The organism is Lysinibacillus sp. NPDC096212 (assembly GCF_044763105.1).
GTDB lineage: Bacteria > Bacillota > Bacilli > Bacillales_A > Planococcaceae > Lysinibacillus.
Genome location: NZ_JBIWFQ010000019.1, coordinates 53,911 through 76,873 on the forward strand (window position 1 = coordinate 53,911; position 22,963 = coordinate 76,873).

18 protein-coding genes are annotated in these 22,963 nt (G+C 31.9%); all 18 read left to right on the forward strand.

The features are described 5' to 3' along the window. Positions 1 to 289 precede the first annotated feature (289 nt). On the forward strand, positions 290 to 1,234 hold the full coding sequence (locus ACIQ7T_RS17905) for a nuclease-related domain-containing protein (RefSeq protein ID WP_402872147.1): 945 nt from the start codon (positions 290 to 292) through the stop codon (positions 1,232 to 1,234). Between the two features lie 307 nt (positions 1,235 to 1,541). Beyond that, positions 1,542 to 2,813: a nucleotide sugar dehydrogenase gene (locus ACIQ7T_RS17910; RefSeq protein WP_402872150.1), complete on the forward strand. Its 1,272-nt coding sequence runs from the start codon at positions 1,542 to 1,544 to the stop codon at positions 2,811 to 2,813. Further along, positions 2,810 to 3,526, forward strand: a complete 717-nt coding sequence (locus ACIQ7T_RS17915) for a WecB/TagA/CpsF family glycosyltransferase (RefSeq protein ID WP_402872153.1) — start codon at positions 2,810 to 2,812, stop codon at positions 3,524 to 3,526. The genes ACIQ7T_RS17910 and ACIQ7T_RS17915 overlap by 4 nt, the downstream gene beginning before the upstream one ends. 592 nt (positions 3,527 to 4,118) lie before the next feature. Further along, positions 4,119 to 7,448 (forward strand): S-layer homology domain-containing protein, encoded by a 3,330-nt coding sequence (locus tag ACIQ7T_RS17920; protein WP_402872156.1) that lies wholly within the window; start codon positions 4,119 to 4,121, stop codon positions 7,446 to 7,448. Between the two features lie 166 nt (positions 7,449 to 7,614). Next, positions 7,615 to 8,109: a tetratricopeptide repeat protein gene (locus ACIQ7T_RS17925; protein ID WP_402872158.1), complete on the forward strand. Its 495-nt coding sequence runs from the start codon at positions 7,615 to 7,617 to the stop codon at positions 8,107 to 8,109. Positions 8,110 to 8,129: 20 nt separating this feature from the next. Further along, complete coding sequence (locus ACIQ7T_RS17930; RefSeq protein WP_402872161.1) at positions 8,130 to 9,677, forward strand: O-antigen ligase family protein; 1,548 nt, start codon at positions 8,130 to 8,132, stop codon at positions 9,675 to 9,677. Between the two features lie 5 nt (positions 9,678 to 9,682). After that, positions 9,683 to 10,450, forward strand: coding sequence for an ABC transporter permease (locus ACIQ7T_RS17935; protein WP_402872164.1), 768 nt, complete (start codon positions 9,683 to 9,685; stop codon positions 10,448 to 10,450). A gap of 13 nt (positions 10,451 to 10,463) precedes the next feature. Then, complete coding sequence (locus ACIQ7T_RS17940; protein ID WP_402872167.1) at positions 10,464 to 11,723, forward strand: ABC transporter ATP-binding protein; 1,260 nt, start codon at positions 10,464 to 10,466, stop codon at positions 11,721 to 11,723. Between the two features lie 19 nt (positions 11,724 to 11,742). Then, positions 11,743 to 12,750 (forward strand): class I SAM-dependent methyltransferase, encoded by a 1,008-nt coding sequence (locus ACIQ7T_RS17945; RefSeq protein WP_402872170.1) that lies wholly within the window; start codon positions 11,743 to 11,745, stop codon positions 12,748 to 12,750. Between the two features lie 18 nt (positions 12,751 to 12,768). Further along, positions 12,769 to 15,387, forward strand: coding sequence for a glycosyltransferase (locus ACIQ7T_RS17950; protein WP_402872173.1), 2,619 nt, complete (start codon positions 12,769 to 12,771; stop codon positions 15,385 to 15,387). 17 nt (positions 15,388 to 15,404) lie between these two features. Beyond that, a complete protein-coding gene (locus ACIQ7T_RS17955; protein WP_402872176.1) occupies positions 15,405 to 16,625 on the forward strand; it encodes a glycosyltransferase in 1,221 nt (406 codons plus the stop codon). A gap of 8 nt (positions 16,626 to 16,633) precedes the next feature. Beyond that, complete coding sequence (locus ACIQ7T_RS17960) at positions 16,634 to 17,749, forward strand: glycosyltransferase (protein ID WP_402872179.1); 1,116 nt, start codon at positions 16,634 to 16,636, stop codon at positions 17,747 to 17,749. Positions 17,750 to 17,987: 238 nt separating this feature from the next. Continuing rightward, positions 17,988 to 19,751 carry an ArnT family glycosyltransferase gene (locus ACIQ7T_RS17965; RefSeq protein WP_402872181.1) on the forward strand — a complete coding sequence of 588 codons (1,764 nt, stop codon included), beginning with the start codon at positions 17,988 to 17,990 and terminating at the stop codon, positions 19,749 to 19,751. 312 nt (positions 19,752 to 20,063) lie between these two features. Next, positions 20,064 to 20,768: a glycosyltransferase family 2 protein gene (locus ACIQ7T_RS17970; protein WP_402872184.1), complete on the forward strand. Its 705-nt coding sequence runs from the start codon at positions 20,064 to 20,066 to the stop codon at positions 20,766 to 20,768. 77 nt (positions 20,769 to 20,845) lie between these two features. Beyond that, positions 20,846 to 21,142 carry a DUF2304 domain-containing protein gene (locus tag ACIQ7T_RS17975; RefSeq protein ID WP_402872257.1) on the forward strand — a complete coding sequence of 99 codons (297 nt, stop codon included), beginning with the start codon at positions 20,846 to 20,848 and terminating at the stop codon, positions 21,140 to 21,142. Beyond that, positions 21,102 to 21,488, forward strand: coding sequence for a hypothetical protein (locus ACIQ7T_RS17980; protein ID WP_402872188.1), 387 nt, complete (start codon positions 21,102 to 21,104; stop codon positions 21,486 to 21,488). Before ACIQ7T_RS17975 ends, ACIQ7T_RS17980 begins: the two co-directional genes overlap by 41 nt. A 17-nt stretch (positions 21,489 to 21,505) precedes the next feature. Further along, positions 21,506 to 22,375 (forward strand): glucose-1-phosphate thymidylyltransferase RfbA, encoded by an 870-nt coding sequence (rfbA, locus tag ACIQ7T_RS17985; protein ID WP_402872191.1) that lies wholly within the window; start codon positions 21,506 to 21,508, stop codon positions 22,373 to 22,375. A 21-nt stretch (positions 22,376 to 22,396) separates the two neighbouring features. Further along, positions 22,397 to 22,948 (forward strand): dTDP-4-dehydrorhamnose 3,5-epimerase, encoded by a 552-nt coding sequence (gene rfbC, locus ACIQ7T_RS17990; protein ID WP_402872194.1) that lies wholly within the window; start codon positions 22,397 to 22,399, stop codon positions 22,946 to 22,948. The last annotated feature ends 15 nt before the right edge of the window (positions 22,949 to 22,963 follow it).

Genomic DNA, 22,963 nt, shown 5'->3' on the forward strand with positions numbered 1-22,963 from the left:
ATAAGAGTGAAACAATCGCTGATAAAAAGGTGAACATCGCTGATAAGAGTGAGATAATCGCTGATAAAAAGGTAAACATCGCTGATAAGAATGAGATAATCGCTGAAAAAAAGTGAGGATCACTGATAAGAGTAAGACAATCGCTGATAAAAAGGTGAACATCGCTGATAAGAGTGAGATAATCGCTGAAAAAAAGTGAAAACCGCTGATAGACATGCTATAATCGCTGAAAGGATCCTAAACTAGCTGATAAACCTATTAAATTTTAAATAGAAAAGGAGAGAGTTGATTGATCGTAAAACCCTTCGCACCATCTCCATTGACAAAAGGACTCCAAGCTCTTGTGACTCGGATGCAGCCCACGCACCCACAATATCAAAATTTTCAGCAGGAACTTAAAAATAAAGAAGCTGGTGATTTTGGTGAGCAATATGTTATGAAGGAACTACAGCAAATAGCACTGCTCAATGATTGCTACATTTTCCACAATGTAATACTTCCCTCTGTTCTTCCCATGCAAATTGATATTTTACTCATTGTCCCCAACGCTATTATTCTATTAGAAATAAAAAATATTCGAGGAACTGTCCATTTTAAAAGTGACCCACGCCAGCTCATTCGTACATCGGAATCTGGAGAGGTCCACGTTTTTACGCATCCGGAAATTCAGCTTGAACAGTATATTCAAAGTATGAAACATTTCTTAGACACCCAACATGTATCTATCCCCATTTATGGAGCTGTTGTCTTCCCATTTAATAATGTAAATATTCATCGAGAAGACGGACGATTGCCAATTTTAATGGCAAAAGAGTTACCGATATTCCTGCATAAACATTTAGAGAAAAACAAAGAGACAGCAACAATGACAGAAATCAAAAACATTATTTTGTCACATTTGCAGCACAGAACGCCATTTCCACTTTGCCAGTACTATCAAATTGATGCCTCTGCTTTGCGACGGGGTGTTTATTGTGAAAACTGTGGGGAGTTTGGGATGGAGAAATTGAAAATAGGTTGGCAGTGCCAGATGTGCCAACATCGGTGTCGCGATGCACATATTCAGGCGCTAAAAGATTATTATATGCTTGTTGGAGAAACGATAACGAATCGTGAATGTCGCGATTTTTTGATGATTGAAAGCGAGCATATAGCAAAACGTATATTACAAAAATTACAATTACCACGAAGCGGATCTAATAAATACTCGAGTTACAAATTGTTTGGTTTATAGATGAATCGCTGATAAACTCCTGAACATCGCTGATAGAACCGGCATAATCGCTGATAAACCCCTGAAAATCGCTGATAAAACTAATATAATCGCTGATAAAACTCAAAAAACCGCTGATAAACGCGCCAAACCGCCACAAACAGACAAAACTTTTGCTAATTGGACACAGAAAACAGCTTCAAAATAACAAATTAATTCACACTTTCATTGGAAAGATGTATACTATAATGCAGAACAAAATGCATCACGCATTTATAGAACATATAACATAACTACTCGTTTTTGAAAACGGAAGGAAGAATAGAGAATGACTAAATCAATTTGTGTCGTTGGACTTGGCTACATCGGTTTACCAACGGCTGTAATGTTTGCCAACCACGGCATAAAAGTACATGGGGTGGACGTAAACCCGGCAGCAGTAAAAAGTATTCAAGAGAAAAAACTGCATATTGAAGAAAATGGATTGCAGGAGCGCCTGAACAAAGCAGTAGATGAAGGTTTCTTAACGGCGTCAACAACACCACAGGAAGCGGACGTATTCATCGTTGCAGTTCCGTCGCCAATTAATCCTGATAATACAGCGAATTTAGAATATGTGCGTCAAGCTACGGCTTCAATCGTGCCATTCTTGAAAAAAGGTGACCTTGTCATTCTTGAATCGACAGTACCACCGAAAACTGTAGAGCATATTATGCTACCAGAATTAATCAAAGCAAATCTTGAATTTGGTATCGATTTATTTGTAGCACATTCACCAGAGCGTGTTATTCCTGGTCGTATTTTTGAAGAATTAGTGAACAACGACCGTATCGTTGGTGGGATTGATGACAAGTCTGCACAAATGACAAAAGAGCTTTATCAAACATTTGTGAATGGTACAATCCACCTTACAGATGCAACTACAGCTGAGTTAGTAAAAGTAATGGAAAATACTTACCGTGATGTAAACATTGCTTTTGCCAATGAGCTTGCAAAATTAGCGGAGAAGTTAGACGTAAACATTTGGGAAGCGATTAAATTTGCGAACTATCACCCACGTGTAAATGTTCACTTCCCAGGTCCTGGTGTAGGTGGTCACTGTATCGCGGTTGACCCTTGGTTCCTAGTTGAGCTAGGTGGCGAGACAGCACAAATTATTCACTTATCTCGTAATACAAATGATAGTATGCCAAGCTTTACAGCACAAAAAACACAAGCAATCTTAAATCAAAACAAAATTGCTGGTGGCAAAGTAGCTGTACTTGGACTAGCCTTCAAAGGTAACGTAGATGATATGCGCGAAAGTCCATCTACAATCGTTATTGACGAGTTACAAAATCTTGGATTAGAAGTTATTTCATACGATCCACACATTAAAGAAAACAAACATGCTACACAAACACAAAGCTTAGAAGAAGCTACAAAAGATGCAGATATCATCGTTGTTCTAACGGATCATAATGAATTCAAAGCATTAGACACTGCTGAAGTTACAGCGAAGTCAAAAATCGTCTTTGATACGAAAAACTGTTTAAAACGCGATAAATGGGAAGAAGCAGGCTTCCAGTTCCACCTTTTAGGAGATGCGAAAAACCGATGAAAGAAACAGTACTTGGCATCAATGTCAATACGGAAGGCTACGATGAATTAATGGAAATGGCATTCGGGCGTATTGAAAAAAAGCAAAAGGCGCTCGTTGTTGCCATCAATCCGGAAAAGATTATCAAGGCAAAAGAGGACCCTGCTTTAAAGAAGCTGCTTAACGAAGCGGAATTTCAAATTCCAGATGGCATTGGTGTTATTCTTGCTTCGAAAATTCAAAAAGGGCAAATTCGTGAACGTGTTACAGGCGTCGATATGATGATGAAGCTTTGCGAGGAAGCGGCAAAACGTGGCAAGCCTATTTTCCTTTACGGAGGGAAACCGGGTGTTGCAGATGCGGCAAAAGCAAAGCTAGAATCATTATTCCCTTCTATTAAAATAGTCGGCACACAGGACGGCTATGAAAAGGACGAACAGAAGGTACTTGACCGCATTAATGAAGCACAACCCGATTTACTTTTTGTAGCGATGGGCAGTCCAAAGCAAGAAAACTGGATTAATGCAAATCGCGATCAATTGCACCCAACCATTTATCAAGGCGTGGGTGGATCATTCGATGTGCTGGCGGGTACAGTTAAACGTGCACCAGAGATTTTCCAAAAATTTGGTCTTGAATGGTTTTATCGATTAATGAAAGAACCGAAGCGTATCAAGCGTCAAATCGCACTTCCATTATTTTTATTGGAAGTGGCAAGGCAGAAACGTCAATAATTTTTAAAAATTGGTATTGTCGTTTTAAATTGAAAGTGTTAGACTGTATTTGTATAGGAATTTCCTCTATGAAATAAATAGAATTCCCTGCAAGGAAACAACGGTTGGTAGCCCAAGCGAAAAAAGCTCAAGCATTTATATGCTTGAGCTTTTTTCGTGTCTAGAAATATAATTCTACAGATGCATTATCCAAAGATCCCACAAAAACATTCACCGAAACGTCTTCTTTTTTTACGCCCTTACATTTTCCATAGAACCAAAAGGAATTACCAATTTTCATATCTGTATAATTGGATGTCGTACCTATAATTGTTATTTGTTGTAAAAACATTGAACATTTAAGGATTGTGTTCCAAATTATTGTTGGAAAAGATGTGTAATAATACTTGAAAAATCAGCTTAAATAGATAACAATGGTAAAAGAGAGTTGCATGCCCATGTTTTTCCGGAAATGAATTAGAAACTTTCCCAAAATATGATTGACAACTTTTAGGTATGCAACTATACTTTTATGTGTAGTTGTTTATTTACTGCAATTCTATGTATTTGTAGTAGAGACATATTTTATGAACTTAGAGGAGGAAATTTTTCAATGGCTAACCAACCAAAGAAATACAAAAAATTCGTAGCAACAGCTGCTACAGCTACATTAGTAGCAGCAGCTATCGTACCAGTGGCTTCAGCAGCAAGTTTCACAGATGTGACAGACAATAACTCTCATAAAGAGGCGATCAGCTCTCTTGTAGACGCTGGTATCATCAAAGGATATCCAGATGGCACATTCAAACCAGACCAATTTGTTTCTCGTGGTCAAGTGGTTAAATTATTAGGTCGCTGGTTAGAAACTGAAGGTTATGAAATTCCAACTGACTGGAATTCAAAACAACGCTTCAACGATCTACCAGTAACAACTGCTGATAAAGAATTAGTGCAATATGCTGCACTTGCTAAAGATGCAGGCGCATTTAATGGCTTAAACGGCAACTTAAACTACTCACAAAATATGGCACGTCAACAAATGGCAATCGTTTTAGTTCGTGCTATCAAAGAAATCAAAGACGTAGATCTAATTAAAGAGTATAAAGATGCTAAATTCACAAGCGAAATCTCTGACTTAGCTGGTCTTAATACTGAACAACGTGAATCAATCACTGCTTTAGAGTTTGCTGAGTTAACAAAAGCAGCTACACTACCAGGTAAAGCATTCAAACCAAATGACACAATTACTCGTGCTCAATTCGCTTCTTTCTTAGATCGTACAATGAAACTTGAATTCACAGCTCCTGCAAAAGCTGCTGTAAAAGCTATCAACAGCACAACTGTTGAAATTACATTTGACCATGAAGTTGAAAACGTACAAGCTCTAAACTTCGAAATCAAAGATTTAGAAGTTAAAAACGCAGCTATTAAACAAACAAACAAAAAAGTTGTTGTATTAACTACTGCACCACAAACAGCTGACAAAGAGTACACTGTATCTCTTGCTGGCGATGAAATCGGTAAATTCAAAGGTATCTCAGCTGTAGTTCCAACTAAAGTTGAATTAGTTACTCCTGCTACTCAAGGTAAACTTGGTCAACAAGTAACTGTGAAAGCACAAGTTACTGTAGCTGAAGGCCAATCTAAAGCTGGTATTCCTGTAACTTTCTACGTACCAGGTAACAACAACGATGGCGTTACACCAACATTAACTGGTGAAGCAGTAACTGATGAAAACGGTGTAGCATCTTACTCTTACACTCGTTATAAAGACGGTACTGATGAAGTAACAGCTTATTCAACTGGTGACCGTTCTAAATTCTCAATTGGTTATGTATTCTGGGGTGTTGACACAATCCTATCAGTTGAAGAAGTAACTACTGGTGCTACAATCAATAACGGTGCTAACAAAACTTACAAAGTTACTTACAAAAACCCTAAAACAGGTAAACCAGAAGCTAACCAATCATTCAACGTAGGTTTCATTGAAAACATGAACGTTACTTCTGATAAAGTAAAGAACGCAACAGTTAACGGTGTTGAAGCACTTCAATTAAGCAACAATACTGCTTTAAGAACTGCTAAAATCACTACTGACTCTAAAGGTGAAGCTTCATTCACTGTTTCAGGTTCAAACACAGCTGTTACTCCAGTAGTATTTGCTCTAAACGATACTAAAAACAATAATGAAAAAGCTGAACTTTATAAAGCATCTGCTTTACAAACAACAGCTTCTAAAGTAACATTCGGTGCACTTCAAGCAGAATACACTCTTGAAATGACTCGTGAAGGCGGCGAAGTTGCGGCACGTGGTGTTAAAAACGGTCGTGAATACAAAGTTATCGTTAAAGATAAAGATGGTAAATTAGCTAAAAACGAAATCGTTAACGTTGCATTCAATGAAGATTTAGACCGTGTAATTAGCACAAACACTGAAGCTAAGTTCATTGATGTTGATAAAGATGATAACCAATCTTACTTCCCAACAAATGCTGCTGATGGTAAAGATACAGCTAAGCAAATTTCTGTAAAAACAAATGACAAAGGTGAAGCTACATTTGTTATTGGTTCTGAAAAAGAAAACGATTATGCAACTCCAATCGCTTGGATTGACATCAATACATCTAACGCTAAACAAGGTAAATTAGATGAAGGAGAGCCAAAAGCTATCGCTCCAATCTCTTACTTCCAAAATGAATACCTTGATGGCGGAGCAGTTAAGGCATACAATGATGCTAAAAGTACTACAAAAGCAGTAACAGATTTCAAAGGAAATGAAATTGCTACATTCCGTGCTGAACTAGTAAACCAAAGTAACAAAAAAATGCCAAATACTAGCATTAAAAAAGTTACGTACACAATCTTTAATACAGGTGCTAATGATGTAAAAGTTGGTAATGAAACTATTTCACCAAACCGTAGCTTAACAGTAACTTATGATTCTCCAAATACTGACTTAAAAGTAGAAGCAGCAAATGGAAAATCTACTTCTGTAAAAGTAACTGCAACTGGTATTGCTCTTAACACTGATAACAAAGATTATGCATTTACTTCTAAAGAAGCAACTGCAAAATTCACTTCAACTACAGATGTAGATAAACAAATTACTGCTGATGTTGTAGAAGTTAACGATAAAGAATTAGTATTTGCTGGTAAAGATCCTATTAAACTTAAAGATGCTAAATTCTATGGTGGTAACGGTGCTGAAATTGTTGGCGTAGATGCATTCATCGAAGAATTAGAATCTTATGCAACTGGCGTTGTTGTAACATATCAAGAAGACGCTGAAGGCAAAAAATCATTTAAAGTAGTTCGTGCTGGTAATACTGGCAAAGTAAATGCTGGTGCATTAAAACTATCTACTGCAACAATCACTAAAGAAGCATCTGTAGCTACAACTACAACTGTTGCAACTGCTACAATTACATCATTTAATGTAGGTCAAACATTAAAAGTTAACAATAAAGTATATACTTATAATGTAGATTCTACTTCAAATGATGTAGCTTACTATAATTCTTTAGCAGATTTAGCTACAAAAGTTACTAATGATAAGGCAAATAATGGCGGTGTAACTGTAGCTGTTAATGGTTCAGGTCTTGAATTAACAGGAAATGACAAAGGTGAAAACTTCACTTATGTAAACGGTGGTCTTGCTCCTGTAACAACTACTAATGGTGTAGTAGGTTCAGCAGCAGTTGATCAACAAATTACATTCACATTCTCAACAGCTGTAAATGTAACAGTAGGAAATGCTGTAGAAATTAATACTATTGCTGGTACAGTAGCAAGCGTTTCAGGTACAAAGGTTGTGGTAACAATTCCACAAGCAAATGCAATTGCTAAAACTACACCTATCACTACTTTTACAGTTGCTGGTAATGCTTTAAAATCTAGTCTTTCTAATAATGCTGTAACAATCGGTAGCGTTACACTTAATTAATTTAACAGATTAGATATATTGTACTTTTATTCAAAAAAGGTAATGTGGTTTATCCCACATTACCTTTTTTGCGTTTGATTGCTTTGAAAGCAACATAAAGAGGACGTCTTATAGTATAATAGCAATATGTGAAAAAAATGACATTAGTTAAGGACGGTAGGGCAAAATGGAATTTACTGAGTCAATTAGAAAATATATATTGTCTGGGGTAGTTGCATTTATTGTAGTCAGTTTGATTGTGGCGAATGTGATGGCAAGCAAGCAAGACGAAAAATTTGCAGCAAATGAGGCTTTATATAATCAAGCTGCACAATTGCAAGCAGAAGGTAAATTTGAAGATGCTTGGGAAGCAATTTCAAAGGTATTAAAGGAAGAACCAAATTCTGAAATAGCAAATTATTTAGCTGCAATTATAGCCGCTAATAAGAACGATCTGAAACAAGCAACTATTTATATGCAAAAAACATTGGATATAAATCCTCATAAGGTAGAAGATCCTATGTTCATGATTCAGCTTGGAGAATTATTTGTAGCTGTTGAAAGGTATGAAGATGCTAAAATAGTTCTTTTACGTTGTAAAAAATTGGAGTGGGCACCAGAGGAAATGCCAAATTATCAAGATCATGTTGCTACTTTACTAGCACAAATCGAAAATTCGTAATAAAGGATGGTACATAAAAGATGAGTAAGTTCTATGAAAAAGTAGCTTATCGTGATGTTGAAGAAGATTTAAAATCACAAAAATCTGTAGATAAATGGATTTTTAGGTTACTTCTTGTTGTTATTGGATTTGTGCCATTAATCGTTATGGCAGATGTAACAGAGGTTCAATCTCCTCTTATTACTAATATAGAAACTTTATCAAGTGGCGTAAAAGGTGATTTATTCACACAATATAAGGCGCTAGTTTTATTAGTAATTACTTTAATAGCTAGTCTATTGCTTTTGGCGAAAATACTATTCATGAACGGTGAAATTCGCAAAACTAAATTGAACTCTGCTGTAGGTGCATTTGCTGTAGCGATTGTTCTATCAACTATTTTTTCTCCGAATATTTCAATAGCATTACATGGTCAGTACAGTCGTTCGGATGGAGCAATCAGCTGGATCTGTTATTTAGTGTTGTTCTTTATTGCGATGAATATTGAATATCCGAAAAAGGTTATTCAATATATTGTATATGCAATAACTCCATTTGTTTTAATAAATAGTATTATTATAACGTTGAATTTTTATGGTAAAGATTTACTTCAAAAAGCTTGGGCTCAAAAGTTTTTTACTTTATTTCTACCTGAGGGAGCATCTATTAGTGAAGGATCTACATTATTAGGGACATTAAACCATGGGAACTATATGAGTGGGATGTTTGCAATTGTTACAGTATTGTTTTTATCTAAGAGTCTAATAGATCAGAAGATTTTTGATAAAATCTTTAGTTTTATTATGGCAATAATTGCAGTATTTATTATGTTCATGTCACTATCAACTAGTGGTTTCTTAACCTTAGTAGCAATGATGATTTTTCTTTTATGGATTGCTTTTAAAAGTGAAAAGAAAGTATTTGCCTTCATCCAAATTGTAGCATTTTGTGCTATTTCTCTAGCAGGTGTTCATGTTTTAGCAGGAGAAAATTCTAAAGTTTGGGATGAAACATTTGGATTCTTTATCTCTAGTAATCCATATAAAGAAGAGACAATGACTTTAAACAAAAGTCTTTTTGATTTTGATAATCGAGCATATGCAGCTGACAATAGTTTCGAGCTTCCAGAGATAGCGGGCACAGGTGTTGGTGCGGGTTCAGGACGTGTTTATATTTGGACATATATCATGGATCTAGTCAAAGATAGACCTATTCTTGGTTACGGAATTGATACATTAATGTACAATTTCCCACATTACAATAAGGACGCAAGAGCGAATCTTGAAACTGAAAAAGTAATCGTGGATAAACCTCATAATATGTATATCGGAGTTTTATATGGCACAGGGATTGTAGGGTTTATAGCCTTTATAGTAATAATAGCATTTACATTGTTGAATAGCCTAAAAGTAATTATTAGTGGAAAAGATAGCTTGGTAGTGTTAGCTGTAGCGGTGTTAGCATTCTTATTTCAGGCAATATTTAATGATACATTGCCAGGGACAGCAGCTCCTTTATTTATAATTTTAGGCGTCATGCATAATAGAGAAAGCAAGGATTTGACTTTTGAAGATATTGATGAGGTATAAAAATTATGAGTAATATAAGATTATTAACAGATTTAACTTTGAAAGATTTTAAGAAGAAATATATAGGTTCTTATTTGGGTATACTATGGGCGTTTGTAACACCAATTATTACAATTGGTGTTTTCTGGTTTGTATTTGAGGTTGGGTTCAAATCTGCTCCAGTCGATAACTTTCCTTTCATTCTATGGTTATCCAGTGGAATGATACCATGGTTTTTTATAACTGATACATTGAATAACGGGACAAATTCCATAATTGAGAATGATTATTTAGTGAAAAAAGTAGTATTTAAAGTGGAACTATTGCCTCTTGTTAAAGTGATTTCTGCATTGGTAATCCACTTAGTCTTCATTTTATTTTTTATTGGGATATTTTTCTTTTATGGTTATTCTTTAGATTTTTATAGTTTGCAGATAATTTACTACTGTTTTGCATTAAGTATTTTATTAACGGGTATTATTTTTATCTCATCTGCATTGATAATATTTTTAAAAGATATAGGTCAAATAATAAGTGTAATTTTACAGTTTGGTTTCTGGTTAACACCTATTTTTTGGTCATTAGAACAAATTCCAGAAAAGTACAATTTCTATTTAAAGTTAAATCCTTTCTACTATATTATTAATGGTTATAGAGAGGCTTTTATATATAAAACCTGGTTCTGGGAACATCCTTATTTAACTACGTATTTTTGGATTATAGCTATTATCATGTTGATAACAGGTGGAATTATTTTTAGAAGATTACGTCCACATTTTGCTGATTCACTATAAGGAGCAAATAGAAATGGAAAATGAAATTGTTATTAGTATAAAAAATGTCACAAAAGACTATAAATTATATGAAAGTAAGATGGACCGTTTGAAGGAAGCTATCTTTATTAATAAGAAAAAATATTTTAAAGAGTTCTCAGCATTAAAAAATGTATCATTAGAAATAAAACGCGGAGAAACAATTGGATTGATTGGCAAAAATGGCTCAGGAAAATCTACTCTTTTAAAAATACTTACAGGAATCATTACCCCAACAAGTGGTGAACTTGAAGTTAAAGGAAAAATATCTGCTTTATTAGAGCTTGGAGCGGGTTTTAATCCCGAATACACTGGCCTTGAAAACATATACTTAAATGCGACAATCCTTGGTTTTTCAAAAAAACAAATAGATGATAAGCTTCAAGAAATATTGAGTTTTGCTGATATAGGTGATTTTATATATCATCCAGTAAAATTATATTCGAGTGGTATGTTTGTTAGATTAGCATATGCAGTACAGGCATGCATAGACCCAGAAATTCTAATAGTTGATGAAGCATTAGCTGTAGGTGATGCTGCATTTTCGTTAAAATGTATGAATCATATGAAAAAATTGGTAGCGAAAGGTGTTACTGTGATATTAGTAACGCATGATGTACAAGCTATTCGTAGCTTTTGTAGCAGAGTTATCTGGCTTCAACATGGTGAGGTAATTAAGGAAGGCAGTCCAAGCGAAGTAACTTCGGAATATGTAAAAAGTTTGTTTTTAGAAGAAAAATCTGAAAATATGGCAATAGCTAAAAAAGTAAAAAACAATGAAGAAGAAACTGAAAAAGAATTTATCAGATGGGGAAATCATAAGGTTGTGATTAGAAATTTTAATATTTTTAATCAGTCAAACGAGGAAACTGATATTTTATATTGGGGTGAACGAATCTCAATCAAACTTACAGCTGAAATGATACAAACTGATGTAGATTATAAAAATTTAGGATTTGCCTTTAGTTTTAGAAATAAACATGGTCTTGACTTAATTGTATCGACGACTTTTGATGAAGGAATTAGTTTTGAAAACCTTGCAAAGAGTAAGTTTGTTGAAGTGCAATTTGAACTTGAAAATATTTTGACACCTGGTGATTACTCACTAGTTTTATCAGCAGAAGATCGAAGCAAAAATAATCCAAGTTATTATGATTTCATTGAAAATGCAGTTGTCTTCAAAGTTCTAGGAAATAAAAGATTCTTTTCATTAGTACAGCCTCAAATCAAACAATATGTGACTTCAAATGATTAAAGATGAAGGGGAAATAATAATGAGCAAATCAGATATTAATAGTAATGTATATTGGGATGAGCGATTTAAAAATGATTGGGAAGAGTTGGATGGGCACCAGCAAACTGATTTTTTTGTGAATATATTATTGAATAGTTTGCCAGTATGGATGAATAGTTCGCTACAGGATGTAACAGTATGTGATGCAGGGTGTGCAGAGGGGCAAGGAACTCATATTTTTAAAAAGAAACATCAAACTATTGATATTGATGGAATTGATTTTTCTGAAGTTGCAATTGATAAGGCGAAGCTATTATATCCAAATATTAATTTTTTTAAGGATGATATTTATAACCTATCAAAAAGCTACGATATTATTTTCACCTCTAATGTTTTAGAACATTTTGACAATCCGTTTGAAATAGTAAAAAAATTATTAGAGAAGACAAAGCAACATTTAATTATTATGGTTCCATTTCAAGAAGTTGAACGTCTGAGTGAACATTTTTATACTTTCAATTATGACAGTTTTCCAATAGGAATAAGTGATTTTGTGATTTCTTATTTTAAAGAAATTGATTGTCGTTTAATAGAAAGTAGTTTATGGGATGGAAAGCAAGCGATTGTTATCTATACTAAACAATCCTTCTTGACCGAAAACAATAATATTAGCTCAATAGTTACTTTGAACTCTGATTTAGAGTATACAAAAAGTGTAAACGAGATGCTTCATGAGCAAAAAAAAGAAATCTTACAATTAAGTGATTGGGGTTATGAACTTTCAAAAGAAATTAATGGAAAAGATAGATTGATTGAGGAATTAAATGTGAAGGTTGAGCAAATCTCAACATTTTTTCAAAAACAACAACGCGAACTAGGAGATAAGGATCAATTAATTCTGAATCAAAATCAAAAAATTAATGAAGTTTCCTTGTGGGGACAATCTTTATACGAACAGATTATTGAGAAAAATCAAATTATTGAAGAATTGAATAATAAGATTGAAGAGGTCTCAGCGTATATAAGAGAGAATATCAAAGTCGATTAGTAAAGTGGTGATAAAGTAATGATTAATAATGATAAAATTGATATTCAAAAATACCTAGAATTGCACAAAAGATTAAACGAGCATTATTATCAAAATACTTTAGATTACAATAATAAACTTGAAATAGTGCAATCAACTAAAGCATGGAGATTAATGTGTTTAGCACGTAGAATTAATGAGCAATTTTTAAAAGGAAATTCTATTGAAAAAAAACAATTTTTACAGTGGATGAAATTAAAAATATTAAAGAAACCAGTACCAAAAAAATTAGAATTAGCGAGATTTAGCCCTATTCAATTACAAAATATAGAACAGTATAAAATTCCAGAATATAATTTGGAAATTTCATCAGATAGTGAACTTTCTAAAATAGATAGTAGTGAATTATTCACTGGTTATCCTAAGAAAATTGACTTATTTAGATTTCCTGTGATTGAGTGGGATTTTAGGTGGCAACGTCCACAGCAAATTTCTGTTCAATTCGAAAAAAACGGACATAGAGTATTTTATTTTTCAATTGAAACCTTTGGGCTGAAAAATGCCAAGCCAACTTTTGAAGAGGTAGCTAAGCATACTGTTATTAAAGAGTTACAATCTAATATTTATTGGGTGAAATTATGTTCAAAGAATCCTTTAAATGCTTATAGGGATAAAATTGAAGAAGAAGACCTGCAAATTATTAATCAATCTATAGAATATTTAAAGGGAAAATTTAATATTGGTGCAACATATTCAATTCTTGATCTACCATTTTGGGCAAACGTTTCATTAAATCTAGATAATAATATTACAATTTATGATTGTATGGATGACCATGAAGGGTTTTCAACAAATTCAAGTGAAATGTTATCCAATGAAGAAAAATTAATTTATTCTTCTGATATGGTATTGGCGTCATCTCAAAGGCTGTATGAAAAAATGATAGAAAAAAACCCGAATACTCTACTTGTTCGAAACGCAGGAGAGTATAATCATTTTTCAAAAAAAACTTCGGATTTTGCTGAAGAAATAAAGAATTTAAAGGGTCCAATTATCGGATATTATGGTGCTATCTCAGAATGGTTCGATATTAATCTAATTGGGAAATTAGCAAAACGTAATCCTGGTTGGACATTTGTCTTAGTAGGAAATACTTTTGGCTGCGATGTTTCTCATGTAGAGAAAATGCCAAATGTTATTTTAACTGGAGAAGTAACCTATGATAGCTTACCTAGATACTTATATAAGTTTGACGTATGTCTAATTCCTTTTTTAATAAATAATTTAACATTAGCTACGAATCCTGTAAAAGTATATGAATATTTGGCGGCAGGAAAACCTGTAGTTTCAACAAAACTTCCTGAATTAGAATATATGAAAGAATTAGTGTACTTAGCTGATACAGTAGAAAGTTTTGAGACTAGCATTAAACAAAGTTTAATTGAAAATAATAAACAATTATTTGAGGAAAGAAAAAAATATGCTGCTGCTAATACATGGGAAACTAGATATCACGAAATTGAACAATACATTGTTAATCAACAACCCAAGGTAAGTATTGTTATTGTTACGTTTAATAACTGGTCATATACGAAGCAGTGTTTAGAAAGTTTGATTCATAATAATGAATATTCAAACTTTGAGATAATTATTGTTGATAATAATTCTACAGATGAGACAAAATTGCAATTAGCCCGAATTGCAAACCCTAACATTAAGGTTCTTTTTTCACCTGTCAATCTAGGGTTTGCAGGAGGAAATAAAGCAGGCTGTAACCTAGCTACAGGTGAATATATTATTTTATTAAACAACGATACAATCGTCACACAAAATTGGATTGAAAAACTTATTAAGCCGTTAAAAGAAAATACTCAAATTGGTATGGCTGGTCCAGTTTCAAATTCTGTAGGAAATGATCAAATGTTAGATTTTTGTATAGCAAATCCTATTTCTGGACCATCTAGATTATGGCTACAAGATTTTAATCAATTTAATAAAGGGAAATTTAGATATACAGATTTATTAGGTTTTTATTGTGTGGCTATAAAAAAAGAAGTGTATGAAAAAGCAGGCGATTTAGATACTAATTATGGAATTGGCATGTTTGAAGATGATGATTACTGCGAGAAAGTAAAAAGTTTAGGCTATAAATTAGTAATTGTTGAAGATGTCTTTATTTATCATCATGGCAGTGTTAGTTTCAAAAAATTACAGTCAGAGCATTACAGGAATATTTGGGAAAAAAATAAAAGCTATTTTGAACAAAAATGGAATAAGAGTTGGGAGATGCCTAAGCCACCAAGCTCTTTATTTTTAAATTTAGTAGATTCAACGTCTATTGCTACTAAAGTTAAAGAAATACAAAAGGAAGTTATTGTAATTATAGGTGAATGGTCAAGCGACAATCTATTACTTAAACAATTTGTAGAAAATAAAACTAATGAAAATCAGTTAGTGATAGTTGTTACAAAACTTTACAATGGGGAAGCGTATCACGGACTTCGAAAGGTAACAGAAAATCTTTATATTACTAATACAATTGATCTTATAACAAAAATTACATTCCATGAAAAAATCCAATTTAATGATTATATTGATGCAAGTAAATTGAAAGCAATTAAAGAGCTTATAAAATCACAAGAGTCTAGAAATAATTAATAAAGGTTTGAAATCTAATGGGATTAATGACGAAAATTTCAAGAGTATTACAAAATAAACCAGAGATAATACAAAGAAAAATTATCAATAAATTGCCTCGTAGTATAAAAGGGAAAGTACTAAGATTTCCAAAAGAAAGTGTTTTAAAAAAACAAATACTTGATGCTTTAGAAGGGAACGAAGGGAAAATCTTTATTTTCCCTGCTCCATCTTGCCCATGGGGATATATGTTCCAAAGACCTCAGCAAATTGCCAGAGCATTAGCAAAGGAAGGACATATTGTTTTTTATATGATAGATACATCGTTTCCTTATGAGCCAGATTGGTATGTTCGGGGCTTATTAGAAGTAGAGCCTAATTTGTATTTATTCAATGATAATAATAATGGTACGACGTTAATAAAAAGCTGTGCAAACGAGCAAGTATTTATTTGGCAATATTGGCCACACCAATTAAACACAATTAGTAATTGGGAGGGGCTCTATACGAATATTTTTAAGATATACGATTGCATAGACTATATTGATACATTTGATACGTATGATAATATTTTAAAAGATTTCGAGAAGTCTGTTGAAGAATGTGATTGTCTATTAGCTACAGCAAAATCAATTAAAAAAGATTTATCTAAATTCAATAAAGATGTTTTATATTTACCGAATGCAGTTACGATAGAAGATTTTGTGGATTATGATTTATTTGATTGGTCAGAATTAGAAAAAGTTAAAATAGCAGATAAAAAAATTATTGGTTATTATGGTGCAATTGCTGAATGGTTTGATTTTGAAACAGTAAAGTATATGGCAAAATCTAATCCAGATTGGACAATTGTATTAGTAGGAGAGGTTTATCCTACAGTTGAGAAGCAGGTAGAGGAACTAAAGCAAACAGGTAAAGTAGAGGTTTTGAAACGAGTTTCATATAATAAAATTCCGCATTTACTAAGCCTGTTTGATGTAGCTATTTTACCGTTTTTGATCAATGAGATTACATTGAGTACTTCTCCAGTTAAAGTTTTTGAATATTTAGCAGGGGGAAAGTGTGTAGTTAGTACACCATTGCCAGAAGTTTTAGAGATAGAAGGCGTCTTTATAGGAAATTCAAAAGAAGAATTTGAAAGACAAGTGAAAGCAGCATTGTGCATAGGAATGGAAAAGAACCATGTTGAAATGCTTCGTAAAGTAGCCGAGCAACATACATGGCAAAAACGTGTAAGAAAAATAAATGAGATTATTTGAGAGGAATTATGAAAAAAATATTAATTTTTGATCGAATAAATTCTTCAAAATTTCCAGGTGGAGATACAGTACAAATTAATGCTATAAAAGATTTTTTAATCAGTCATAACTACAATGTTACAATTAGTGACAATCCTCTAGAGAATTTAAGTGAACATGATTATGTTTTTATCTTTAATTTAACCAATCCGTTAGAAGCTTATGTATGTATGAAGGCTTGTGAGAGATATAATAAACCTTACATACTTTTCCCAGTTTATTGGAATTTAGATTCTTTAAAAATGCCTTTTCAATTTAATGTGAAATCAATTGCAAAAAAGGTATTACCAGGATTTTTGAAATCCTTTGTTAGAGCATCTAGATTTTTTAAAATGAATACTGAGATTGTTCAATCTTTAAAAATTACAAAAACGGAATTATTTAATATTGAGAAATGTATTAAATGCATTTTAAAGAATGCTTATTATATTTGTCCTAACTCTTTTGCAGAATTAGATCATTTAGAAGATAATTTCAATTTAAGTAGCCTAAATAAAAAAATAAAAATTATCTATAATGGGATTGATTTAAAAAAGTTAGATGCTATCAATCAAGATGATGCTATAAAATTAAAATATAATTTACCTGAAGATTATATTTGCTGTGTAGGTGGAATTGGTCCGAGAAAAAATCAGTTGAATTTAGTAAAAGCAGCTAATAGAACAGAGGTTAATATAGTAATAATTGGTAAGCCAACTCAAGGATATGAAGCATATTTTGAAAATGTAAAAAAAATAGCTAAAGATAATGTGTATTTTCTAAGTCACTTGCCACAAGACGAAGTGTTTAAAATTATTAAGAGCAGTAAAGGACATATTCAACCAAGTTTTATAGAAACCCCAGGATTAGCTTCTTTGGAGGCAGTTGTTTTAGGGATTCCAATAATCCTGAGTGACACAAAGCCTGTTGCGGAGTATTTCGGAACAGATGGATTATATTGTAATCCGCGTGCTATTAAAGAGATAGAATTAAATTTAAAAAAATTATATAGAGGCGAAGGTATAATAGGTGTCTCAGTTAAGAAATATAGAGAAAGATTTAGATGGGATGCTGTTTTACAAGATATCATAGATTTATTAAAGTAATTTTACTAAATTCTTTAAGTAGGAATGTCTTTACAAGTGTATAAAAGGTTATAATAGTAAATTTGTCCATAATAACATGGAATTTGAAACTCAATACACATGAACGACTTTATTAAGATATCACTTTGATCAGCTATTAAAGGTTGAGACACTCCTTTAAACAGAGGGTCAAAACAACAAAAGTAATTTTGCATCTAATGATTTAATGTAAGTTTAACATTTAGGAGGATAGACATAAATGGAAGGGTTTCTGGAGATATCTAAGCATCTTATTTATAGCATATTAATGTTTTTATTATTTTGGAGTCTAGGGAAGATAATTATAAGAGATAAATTCATAGATAATAAATTTACATTTCATTTAGATATTTTTATATCAACTATAATGGGAATGTCGATTGTTATATTTTACATTACAATTTTAAGTATCTTAGGTATAGCATATAAACCTTTAATATTGATAATATTATTAGGATTTTATGGACTTAGATATTTTAAATATAATGTGAAGCTCTATTTGAATATAGCTTTATTATTTCTTATATTTTTGCCTATTTTAAGCTTAACTTTATATTCTCCTACACATTGGGATGATATAAGTTATCATTTACCTATTACTCAATCTTTATTAGATTTAGGGAATTTGAGTGGTAATGAGTTCATTAGATATCCATATTTTCCATTAAATGCAGAAATGTTATTTACCTTTGGAATGGTTTTTAATGTAAAAGTGGCACAGCTGATCTCAAGTATTTGTTTATTTACTCTTTGTTTAGGTATATACGGATTTATTCAAAAGAAAACAAATTCCAAAATTTACAGTGTTCTTGGTTTTATTGCAGTAATTTCTAGTCAGTTACTAGTTTTTTTAAGCTCTGTAAGTTATGTAGATATAATTTTAGCTACGTTTATTACAGCTGCTATTATTTTAATATTAGAGTATTTTGAAAATAAAATAAATTATTTCATGTACATTTCAGGAATTTTTTTAGGCGTTGCTGCTGGGATTAAGTATACAGCTCTCATTACTTGTGTTATTGCGGGATTTATTTTTATATTGGCGATTTATGTATATAAAGTCAAGATTAAAGATTTATTTAAATTTATCGGTATTGTGAGCTTAGTAGGGATACCGTGGTACATAAGAACTTTTATTTATACAGGTAATCCTGTATGGCCTTTTATGAGCAGTATTTTTGGTATCGGAGATATTTGGAATGAAGATGATTATATAGGACAGTTTCAGGATTTTGAAGTAAATGGTATGGAAAAAAATGGTTTTAACTTACTGAGAATACCAATATATTTAAGTAGTATATCAACAGAAGCTATTGCTTTAAACATGATTTTATGGTTTGGTTTTTTAATATTTATAGTTTATATGAAAAAAAATAAAGAACATTTCTTTTTGTTATTATTTATTACTTTATATACATCTTCTTGGTTTTATTCTGTAAATTTACCAAGATATTATGCACTAATTATTCCTACTTTAACATTAACTTGTGTTTTAGGATTTATTTATTTTTTAGAACAATTTAAAGATAAAAAAATAAAAAATACTATATTAATATTACTAATTGTAAGTTTGTTAATATCTCCAGTAAAGTATATAGAAAATAAAATAGAAGTAGATGGGATGCCACCTTTAACTTTAGAGGAAGACAATAGATATTTAAGTAATAAGTTACCTACCTATAATGGCACAATTTTTAGTGAAAATTTAGATGGGAAAACTTATGCTTTACTAAATGAAAATATGTATTATTACGCAAATGGAAAATCAATTGGGGATTGGTTTGGTGCAGCAAGATATTCAGATATATTAGGTGTGTTAGATAATGAGGAGAAAATTTATGCTCATTTAAACCAATTAGAAGTAAGTTATCTTTTAATAAATAAACTAAGGTTGGCAGAAAATCAGCTCCGTTTATTAGATTACAATACATATTTTTCAAAAATCTATGAAGATGACAGTGTTGTAATATTTGAACTGAAGTAGAAAGACTCGCACGAAAGGTTAGACTGATTTTGTGAAATTCTATCAAAATAATTATTATTTATGTAAATGAATTATTGAATAAAAAAATGATTTAATAAAAGTTGTAATCTGTTGATAGCAGATATGAATTTGCATTTATTATCTCATCATATGTATAAGAAGGATAAAATTGGCTAACCAGCAAGTCTATTTTGATATTTGTGATGAAAGGGGATAATTAGTCGACAGGTATAATAATTTAAATCTTGATCCATAACCAAGTATATGTTTCTTAGAAGTTAATTTAAAATATTAGTTTTAGGAGAAAAATAAATGAATATATTAGTTATTATCCCTGCATTTAACGAAGAAGAAAATATTGGTAAGCTGATTCGTAAAATACAAGAGATAAAATATAAAAATAATGTGGATATTGTTATAATAAACGATCAATCAACAGATGAAACATCTCCTATATGCAAAAAAATGGATGTTGACATATTAGATCTTCCTTGTAATTTGGGTATTGGTGGGGCCGTTCAAACAGGTTACAAATATGCAGCATTACATAATTATGATATTGCGATACAGGTAGATGGAGATGGTCAGCATAATCCAGAATATATTGAGAACTTAATAGGACCGATTATACAAGGTAAATCTGATATGGTAATAGGTTCAAGGTATATTGAACATCTAGGTTTTCAATCGACAGGTGTAAGAAGAATGGGTATTTGGTATTTAAAAAATCTAATAAATATACTTACCGGATTAAAAATAACAGATCCAACTTCTGGATACAGAGCATGTAATAAAGAAATAATTCAAATATTTGCATCAAACTATCCTAAGGATTACCCAGAGCCAGAGTCTATTATGTTTATAAAAAGAAAAGGATTAAAAATTTCGGAAGTGCCAGTTATTATGAATGAAAGAGAAGGGGGAGAATCATCGATAAATTTCAATCGTTCTATTTATTATATGATAAAAGTTTCATTAGCAATAGTATTTGATAAAATAAGGAAAGAATCATTTTAGGTGACATCATGATATCAATAAAATTACAGTTAATACTTTTAATAATCATTTTAGTAGCTATTGTTCAATTAATCAGAATGATTACACGTTATAAATTAGACTTGAAATATGCGTTATTATGGCTCTTATTATCATTAACATCTTTACTTTTGGTAATATTTCCGAGTATCTTATATTATATAACAGATTTATTAAGCATTGAAACACCTACTAATGCATTGTTTTTGTTGTCTAACCTTCTAATTTTAGCGATTATATTTAGTTTAACTATTGCATTATCTAGAGCTTCAAATAAAGTCAAAGATCTTTCTCAAGAACTTGGAATTTTAAAATATGAGTTTGAATCATTACGAAAGAATTTGGAGAAAGAATGATTATATGAATATTATTTTATTTATTTCGAATGTTTTGTTATTGGTAGTTGGACAAACTTTGTGGAAAATAGGCGCAGAAAAAATAGAAATATCAGGATTAAAATCTATAATTAATGTTATTTTGTCACCATGGATTATCGGTGGGGGAGTTTTATATGTAATAGCCACTGCTATTTGGCTGTATTTATTATCGAAACTACCACTAAGTTTAATATATCCATTACAAAGTGTTGCGTATATTATTGCACTATTTGTTGCTTTGCTTGTATTTAAAGAGGTTATTCCTATCACAAGATGGGTAGGTGTAGCTGTTATTTTATTTGGTGTATATTTAGTTGCAAAATAAAAGGAGTTTTTTATTATATGAAAGGTATTATCCTTGCAGGTGGAAGTGGCACCCGTTTATATCCATTAACTAAGTCGGTGTCCAAACAGTTATTACCGGTATATGACAAACCGATGATTTATTACCCTCTTTCTGTATTAATGTTAGCTGGAATAAAAGATATTTTAATTATCTCTACACCAGAAGATACACCAAGGTTTGAACAATTACTTGGTGATGGACAAGAATTAGGTATTTCATTATCCTATGCTGTACAACCTTCCCCAGATGGGTTAGCACAGGCATTCATTATTGGAGAAGAATTCATCGGAAATGAATCAGTCGCATTGATTTTAGGAGATAATATTTTCTACGGTCATAAATTTACAACGATGCTTGAACGAGCTGCTACACGAGAAAGTGGGGCTACTGTATTTGGTTACAATGTTAAGGATCCTGAGCGTTTTGGTGTTGTAGAATTTAATGCAGATGGCAAGGCAATTTCTATTGAAGAGAAGCCTAAATTTCCTAAATCAAGCTATGCTGTAACAGGATTGTACTTCTATGATAATAGTGTAGTGGAAATAGCAAAATCTATAAAGCCATCATCTCGTGGAGAACTAGAAATTACAGATGTTAATAAAGCTTATTTAGAAGCGGAGGATCTTCATGTAGAATTATTAGGACGAGGTTTTGCTTGGCTAGATACAGGAACACATGAATCTTTATTAGAAGCTTCTACTTTTATTGAAACGATTGAACAACGACAAAGTTTAAAAGTTGCTTGTTTAGAAGAGATTTCTTATCGTAAAGGCTATATTTCAAAAGAACAATTAATTAAATTAGCAGAACCATTGAAAAAGAATGCATATGGTCAATATTTGATTGATTTAGCAAATCGTAATTAATTATCGAAAGAAGTGGATACTTTGAAGGAAATAAATACAATTTTTAAGGATGCATTTATTTTAGAGCCTAAAGCATTTGAGGATCATCGAGGCTTTTTCATGGAGAGCTATAATGCAAAAGTGTTTGAGGAGTTAGAATTAAAATTTGAATTTATACAAGATAACCATTCTCTATCCGTTGAGTCAGGTACTTTACGAGGAATGCATTATCAATTAGAGCCTTATGCACAAACAAAATTAGTTCGTGTAGTTCGAGGAGCAATTTATGATGTAATCGTAGATATTCGTAAAGGGTCGCCTACATATGGACAATGGCAAGGTTTTATTCTGTCTGAGGATAATAAACGTCAATTATTAGTACCGAAAGGCTTCGCGCATGGATTTTGTACATTAGTTAATAATACAGAAGTCATTTACAAGGTGGATAATTACTATTCTGCTGAACATGATCGCGGAATTGCTTGGAATGATCCAGATTTAAATATAGACTGGCCAACATCTAATCCAATCTTATCTGAAAAAGATACAAATCATCCAAATTTAAAGGATGCCGATAATAACTTTGTTTATTGATTTAAAGGAGCTTAA